Origin of the sequence: Streptomyces sp. MBT53, from assembly GCF_016654115.1 — a bacterium.
Taxonomy (GTDB): Bacteria; Actinomycetota; Actinomycetes; order Streptomycetales; family Streptomycetaceae; genus Streptomyces.
Genome location: NZ_JAEQAZ010000313.1, coordinates 1 through 6,648 on the forward strand (window position 1 = coordinate 1; position 6,648 = coordinate 6,648).

8 protein-coding genes are annotated in these 6,648 nt (G+C 68.2%); 4 read left to right on the forward strand and 4 right to left on the reverse strand.

Going from position 1 to position 6,648, the window contains the following annotated elements:
* Nucleotides 1-277 precede the first annotated feature (277 nt).
* Entirely contained in the window at nucleotides 278-919 is a 642-nt protein-coding gene (locus JHN45_RS49265) for a DNA-3-methyladenine glycosylase (protein WP_200711672.1), read from the reverse strand.
* Between the two features lie 137 nt (nucleotides 920-1,056).
* On the opposite strand from JHN45_RS49265, the gene JHN45_RS49270 reads away from it, so the two are divergent.
* The 3 genes from JHN45_RS49270 to JHN45_RS49280 all read left to right on the forward strand — a co-directional run bounded on the left by JHN45_RS49270 (nucleotide 1,057) and on the right by JHN45_RS49280 (nucleotide 3,071).
* The gene (locus JHN45_RS49270; RefSeq protein WP_200711673.1) at nucleotides 1,057-1,839 is read left to right on the forward strand and encodes a sporulation protein; all 783 of its coding nucleotides are present in this window, start codon (nucleotides 1,057-1,059) and stop codon (nucleotides 1,837-1,839) included.
* Nucleotides 1,840-1,879: 40 nt separating this feature from the next.
* Nucleotides 1,880-2,419, forward strand: a complete 540-nt coding sequence (locus tag JHN45_RS49275; RefSeq protein ID WP_201056008.1) for a YbhB/YbcL family Raf kinase inhibitor-like protein — start codon at nucleotides 1,880-1,882, stop codon at nucleotides 2,417-2,419.
* 145 nt (nucleotides 2,420-2,564) lie between these two features.
* Nucleotides 2,565-3,071 carry an HNH endonuclease gene (locus JHN45_RS49280; protein ID WP_200711675.1) on the forward strand — a complete coding sequence of 169 codons (507 nt, stop codon included), beginning with the start codon at nucleotides 2,565-2,567 and terminating at the stop codon, nucleotides 3,069-3,071.
* Nucleotides 3,072-3,138: 67 nt separating this feature from the next.
* On the opposite strand, the gene JHN45_RS49285 is transcribed toward JHN45_RS49280, so the two are convergent.
* The 3 genes from JHN45_RS49285 to JHN45_RS49295 form a co-directional block, all read right to left on the reverse strand.
* Nucleotides 3,139-4,098 carry an SPFH domain-containing protein gene (locus tag JHN45_RS49285; protein ID WP_019060707.1) on the reverse strand — a complete coding sequence of 320 codons (960 nt, stop codon included), beginning with the start codon at nucleotides 4,096-4,098 and terminating at the stop codon, nucleotides 3,139-3,141.
* Between the two features lie 130 nt (nucleotides 4,099-4,228).
* Complete coding sequence (locus JHN45_RS49290; RefSeq protein ID WP_200711676.1) at nucleotides 4,229-4,663, reverse strand: NfeD family protein; 435 nt, start codon at nucleotides 4,661-4,663, stop codon at nucleotides 4,229-4,231.
* Nucleotides 4,664-4,743: 80 nt separating this feature from the next.
* Nucleotides 4,744-5,535 carry an ABC transporter ATP-binding protein gene (locus JHN45_RS49295; protein WP_200711677.1) on the reverse strand — a complete coding sequence of 264 codons (792 nt, stop codon included), beginning with the start codon at nucleotides 5,533-5,535 and terminating at the stop codon, nucleotides 4,744-4,746.
* A gap of 132 nt (nucleotides 5,536-5,667) precedes the next feature.
* Here JHN45_RS49295 and JHN45_RS49300 point away from each other — a divergent pair, with 132 nt between their 5' ends.
* Nucleotides 5,668-6,456 (forward strand): hypothetical protein, encoded by a 789-nt coding sequence (locus tag JHN45_RS49300; RefSeq protein ID WP_201056009.1) that lies wholly within the window; start codon nucleotides 5,668-5,670, stop codon nucleotides 6,454-6,456.
* The last annotated feature ends 192 nt before the right edge of the window (nucleotides 6,457-6,648 follow it).

The following is a 6,648-nucleotide window of genomic DNA, read 5'->3' on the forward strand; positions in this document are numbered from 1 at the left end:
CTCTATCAGACCGTTTCCGGTCCCGATTCCCTGTCGGTTGGGATTGTCAAACGCTTTGGGCTTTCGCCTGTCGGCCTTTCGACATTCACTACGTTAGCCGATTCCCTAGCCAGCTCATAATCGAGTTCCGCAAGTTCGAATTCAGGCATGCGGGCATGCTGAACACGCCCCTGCTGAGAGGGAGTCGTAGGTAGTGGGTTGGCCGCTTCCGGCTGCAGGCGAATGCCGTACCCGGGTCAAGCGGCTCGGGCTACATTACGCACCCCGCCACGGCGCGTCAACTTGACCGACGCCTTGGCGTATGGGCCCGATAAGGGCTCACCGTAGGGTCGTTGGTGATCCAGAACCGCCACGGGTGGACCGCTCCGTCGCCGGACACACCGGTACGGGGACCGTTGCTTACCTGATGGGACGGCACGGGTGTGCCGGCCAGCATCCTCAAGGGTGTCTCGCCCGTGGTGCACGCGTCCGTGCCGTCCAGAGAGCGGTCGACGTCCAGGGCGGTGGCCAGGCGGGCGGGGCCTTTGGCCAGTTCTTTGTCATTTCGGGCCGAGAGTCGACGTTTGCGGGCCAGTTCGGCGCCCTCGACGATCTCGCCGGCGCGGAGCAGGACCGCCCTCGCCGTGCCCTCGGGACCGCACACCAGGTTCATGCAGTGCCACATGCCGTAGGTGAAGTAGACGTACACATACCCGGGTGGGCCGAACATCACGCCGTTGCGCGCGGTCGGGCCGCGATAGGCGTGTGAGGCGGGGTCGTTTCCGCCGTCGTAGGCCTCGACCTCTGTGATGCGCAGGACGATCGGACCGTCGGGGGTCGTGCGGACGAGGACGCGGCCCAGGAGGTCGGGGGCAACCTCCAATACAGGGCGGTCGAAGAAGTCTCTGGGGAGTGGCTTACGGTCCGGGGGCGCGATCATGGCGTCCGAGCGTAGTCCAGACGCACTTGTGCCAAGGGGTGGTCAAGGTTCGGTCCGCTTGCCAGGGTGTGGCGCGGAACCGGTCGCGGTCGGATCGCGTTTGTAGGGATCAAGGGTCCATTCGTAAAGGGAGAGTCATGGCGTTCAAGAAGCTGCTCGCGAGCCTGGGGGCCGGCGGGGCTTCGGTGGAGACGGTGCTGACCGAGGTCAACGTCGTTCCTGGTGGTGTCGTCCAGGGCGAGGTGCGGATCCAGGGCGGGTCCGTGAACCAGGAGATCCAGGGGCTCTCGGTCGGACTGCAGGCCAAGGTCGAGGTCGAGAGCGGTGACCAGGAGTACAAGCAGGACATCGAGTTCACGAAGGTGCGGCTGGGCGGTGCCTTCGAGCTGCAGGCGGGGAGCGCGCACACCGTGCCGTTCGGTCTGGAGATCCCCTGGGAGACGCCGGTCACGATGATCGACGGTCAGGCGCTGCGCGGGATGCACATCGGGGTGAGCACCGAGCTGGCGATCGCGCGGGCCGTGGACTCCAGTGACCTGGACCCGGTCAACGTGCACCCGTTGCCCGCGCAGAAGGCGATCCTGGACGCCTTCATCCAGCTGGGCTTCCGCTTCAAGAACGCGGACATGGAGCGCGGTCACATCCGGGGGACGCGGCAGAAGCTGCCGTTCTACCAGGAGATCGAGTTCCACCCGCCGTCGCAGTACCGGGGGCTGAACCAGGTCGAGCTGACCTTCGTCGCCGATGAGAACGCGATGGACGTCATCCTGGAGATGGACAAGAAGCCGGGCCTGTTCAGCGAGGGCAGTGACACCTTCCGTTCCTTCCAGGTGGGCCAGCACGACTTCCACGGGACGGACTGGGCGGCGTACCTCAACCAGTGGATCTCCGAGGTCGGCAGCAAGCGCAACTGGTTCTAGGCTCGGGACGTACTGAAGATTCCGATCAGGAGGTACCAAGGTGACCGAGCTGAAGCGGCGACCCCTCCCCCATGACTTCCATCCGCCCGTGCCGTCGTTCACGGTGACGAGTGAGGACGTCGAGCCGGGGGCGACGCTCAAGGACGCTCAGGTCTACGCGGCCGGCAACACCTCGCCGCAGCTGCGGTGGGAGGGCTTCCCGGCCGAGACCAAGAGTTTCGCCGTGACCTGCTACGACCCGGACGCCCCTACGGGGAGCGGGTTCTGGCACTGGACGGTGTTCGACATCCCGGCCTCGGTGACCGAGCTGCCGACGGGTGCGGGCAGCGGCAAGTTCGAGGGGCTGCCGGAGGGCGCCGTACAGGTGCGGAACGACTACGGGTCGAAGGACTTCGGCGGGGCCGCTCCGCCGCCCGGGGACGGGTCGCACCGTTATGTGTTCACGGTGTACGCCGTGGACTCGGAGAAGTTGGGTCCGGACTCGGACGTCTCTCCTGCGGTCGTCGGTTTCAACCTGCGGTTTCACGCGCTGGCACGTGCCCAGCTGATCGGTGAGTACGAAGCGCCCACCGAAGACTGACGTTCATTGAACGTTTGCCCGCCTCTGGTCTTGGAATTGATCAGGGGCGGGCAGTTTTTATTGCGTTGTCCATCTCGGCGTGCCCGGCCAGAGTTGATCCAAGCCCGCCAGGCGGTGGGCCGATTGCACACGGGAGGTGGGCTGGATGCGGGACACGCTGGTGCTGAACGCGAGCTTCGAGCCGCTGTCGACGGTGTCGTTGAATCGAGCCGTCGTTCTGGTGCTCCAGGACAAGGCTGTCGTCGAGCAGGCCCACCCCGAACTGCGCATGCGCGGAGCCGAGGTTGACATACCGGCCCCCCGGGTCATCCGGTTGTGCAGGTATGTGAGGGTGCCGTTCCGAAGACAAGCTCCGTGGTCGAGGCGGGGTGTGCTGGTCCGGGACCGGCACCGGTGCGCGTACTGCGGCAGGCGGGCGACGACGGTGGACCACGTGGTGCCCAGGGCGCAGGGTGGTCAGGACTCCTGGCTGAACACGGTGGCCTCGTGCGCGGAGGACAACCACCGCAAGGCGGCCCGGACTCCGGAGCAGGCCGGAATGCCGTTGCTGCGGCGGCCGTTCGAGCCGACGCCCGCGGACGCGATGCTGTTGGCGCTGGGGACCGAGGACTTCGACGCGCTGCCCGAGTGGCTGGTACAGCCGGCCGCGTAGGGCACGTGAACTGAACTGGGGCCCACCTCCTGCGGGAGGTGGGCCCCGGTGTCGTAGAACAGGTCTGTCAGTCGATGGACGGCTTCTCTCGGCGTTCCGAATTGCCGTCCGAGTTGCCGGAGTTGCCTCCGCCGCCTCCCGAACCGCCGCCGAACGGGCCCATGTTGCCCATCGCGCCCGACAAGCCCTTGAGGGCGTCGCCGATTTCGCTGGGGACGATCCAGAGCTTGTTGGCGTCGCCTTCGGCGATCTTCGGGAGCATCTGGAGGTACTGGTAGCTCAGGAGCTTCTGGTCGGCGTCTCCGGCGTGGATGGCCTCGAAGACCGTACGGACGGCCTGGGCCTCGCCCTCGGCCCGCAGGGCGGCCGCCTTGGCCTCGCCTTCGGCGCGCAGGATCTGGGACTGCTTCTCGCCCTCCGCGGTGAGGATGGCCGCCTGGCGCGTGCCCTCCGCGGTGAGGATCGCGGCGCGCTTGTCCCGGTCGGCGCGCATCTGCTTCTCCATCGAGTCCTGGATGGAGGTGGGGGGCTCAATTGCCTTGAGTTCCACGCGGTTTACGCGGATGCCCCACTTGCCCGTCGCCTCGTCGAGGACTCCGCGCAGGGCCGCGTTGATCTCCTCGCGGGAGGTCAGGGTCCGCTCCAGGTCCATGCCGCCGATGATGTTGCGGAGCGTGGTGACCGTGAGCTGCTCGATTGCCTGGATGTAGCTGGCCACTTCGTAGGTCGCGGCCCGCGCGTCCGTCACCTGGTAGTAGATGACCGTGTCGATGTTGACGACCAGGTTGTCCTGGGTGATCACCGGCTGCGGCGGGAACGGTACGACCTGTTCGCGCAGGTCGATGCGGTTACGGATCGTGTCTATGAACGGGACGACGATGTTGAGTCCCGCGTTGAGTGTCCGTGTGTAGCGGCCGAACCGCTCCACGATCGCGGCACTTGCCTGCGGGATGACCTGGATCGTCTTGATCAAAGCGATGAAGACCAACACCACCAGGATGATCAAGACGATGATGACCGGTTCCATCGTGCTCCCCGTACCCTTCTCCGCCTCGGCGCTTTCGGAAGATCTTATGGTTGTTGAAGATCTTGCTGGTCGAGTCTGTCAGACCGTCACGCAACTCGTGTGCTGTTCGGTTCAGTTGAGTCCTGCGAGGTCAGATGACGATCGCGGTGGCTCCCTCGATCTCCACGACGTCCACCTCCTGGCCCGGTTCGTAGGCGCGGTCGGTGTCGAGCGCGCGGGCCGACCAGACCTCGCCGGCGAGCTTGATCCGGCCGCTGCCGGAGCCGTCGACGCGCTCCAGGACGACGGCCTGTTTGCCCTTCAACGCGTCCACGCCCGTGGCCAGTTGGGGCCGGGTCGAGCGGTGCCGGTTCGCGATGGGCCGTACGACCGCGATGAGGGCGACCGAGACGGCGACGAAGACGAGGACCTGTACGACGACGTCCGCGCCGAGTCCGGCCGTGGCAGCGGCGGCGCCCGCGCCCACGGCGAGCATGCCGAACTCGGGCATGGCGGTCACCACGAGCGGGATCCCGAGTGCTGCCGCGCCGACGAGCCACCACACCCATGCGCCGATGTCGTTCACAAGGTCATGGTAGGGCTGCGGGTCGGGTCGCGGACAGGGCGCATATGCCCGTACGACCCGTATTTTTCAGGGGAGTTCGGTCAGGACATGGGGAGACCGTGTGCGGTCCAGCGGTCGCCGACCTGCTCGACGATCAGCGGGAGGCCGAAGCAGAGGGAGAGGTTGCGCGCGGTGAGTTCGAGCTCCAGCGGGCCGGCGGCGAGGACCTTGCCCTGACGGATCATCAGGACGTGGGTGAAGCCGGGGGCGATCTCCTCGACATGATGGGTGACCATGATCATGGAGGGGGCGATCGGGTCGCGGGCGAGACGGCCGAGCCGGCGTACCAGGTCCTCGCGTCCACCGAGGTCGAGGCCGGCGGCGGGCTCGTCGAGGAGGAGCAGCTCGGGGTCGGTCATCAGGGCACGGGCGATGAGGGTGCGCTTGCGCTCTCCCTCGGAGAGGGTGCCGAACCTGCGGTCCAGGTAGTCGCTCATGCCGAGGCGGTCGAGGAAGGCGCGGGCGCGCTGCTCGTCGACGTCCTCGTAGTCCTCGTGCCACCCGGCGGTCATGCCGTAGGCGGCGGTCAGCACGGTCTGCAGGACGGTCTGGCGCTTGGGGAGCTTCTCGGCCATGGCGATACCGGCGACGCCGATGCGGGGGCGCAGTTCGAAGACGTCGACCTTGCCGAGGGTCTCGCCGAGGATGGTGGCGGTGCCGCTGCTGGGGAACAGGTAGCTGGACGCGACGTTCAGGAGCGTGGTCTTGCCGGCGCCGTTCGGGCCGAGGATGACCCAGCGCTCGCCCTCCTTGACCGACCAGGAGACCTGGTCCACCAGAGCCCGGCCCTCCCGGACCACGGTTACGTCCTCCAGCTCCAGAACATCGCTCATGAGCGCGCTGTCTCCCATTGCATCGTCGGCCTGTCTCGGCTGTCGCGTGCGCCGGTAGGCGCAGCCCTCGAAGAAATCTACGCCACCGGCCGGGCGGTCCATCCCATCGGTCCGGTCCTTAGGGTGGGGGGCATGCTTTCGGAACCACGTTCAGGGCGGCTCGCCGCCTGGGGAAACGCCCTTTTGGCCGGGCTTGTCTCACCGGACGACGCCGTACTCGCCATCGTGGGCCAGGACGCCGTGCACCGGGTGGAAGGGCTGCCGGGCGAGTCGGCGCCCGTCGGACTCACACTCGCGCTGGGCCGGCTGCGCACCCTCGGGGTGACCGGACTGCGGGTGGCGCTGCCCACCTCGGGACACCCGCTGGGGCTCAGCGGCCCGCCCGCGTTCAACGCGCGGGCCCTGGAGGCCGAGGAGGCGGTGATCTGCTACGGCGCCGCGCTCGGCCTCGTTCCCGAGGTGTACGAGGCCGGTCCCCCCGGTGACGTCCATGTCGAGGTCGTCTGGCACTGCCTGCCGGTGCGGGAGGCGCCGCGCGCCGACGTGCCCTCGCTGGGGGAGGCCGAGCGGGAGTTGGCGGAGGCGCTGCGGGACGCTACGGCGGTGTTGTCGCGGCTGGACGTGGCCGGGTCGGGGCCGGTCGCGGAGGCCGCGCTCGACGCGTATCGCGCACGGGCCGAGCGGGGGCGGGAGGTGTTGGCGCCGGGGTATCCGCCGCGCGCGGTGCGGGTGTTGGAGCTGGCGCAGCGGGTGGGGCTGTTGGTGTCCCTGGCCGAGGAGAGCGGGCCCGGGGGTGCGGTGAGCGCGTCCGAGATGGCGGTGCGGGCGGAGGCGTTGCGGCCGGTGGAGCGGACGGCTCGGCGGGCGCAGGTCGCGGCGTACAACTCCGTTGTGGAGGAGCGGGAGAAGGGGGTGCGGTGAGCGTCGGTTTGTGTGGTGTCCGGCGTTGGTGTGGGCGTCCGGGGGCTCCGCCCCCAGGCCCCCGTCGGCCCTGAAGGGGCCTCGTCCTCAAACGCCGGCCGGCGAAATCCAGCCCGTCCGGCGTTTGAGGACGAGGCCCCTTCAGGGCCGATCGGGGGTCTGGGGGCGGAGCCCCCGGGAACGCCCGCATCG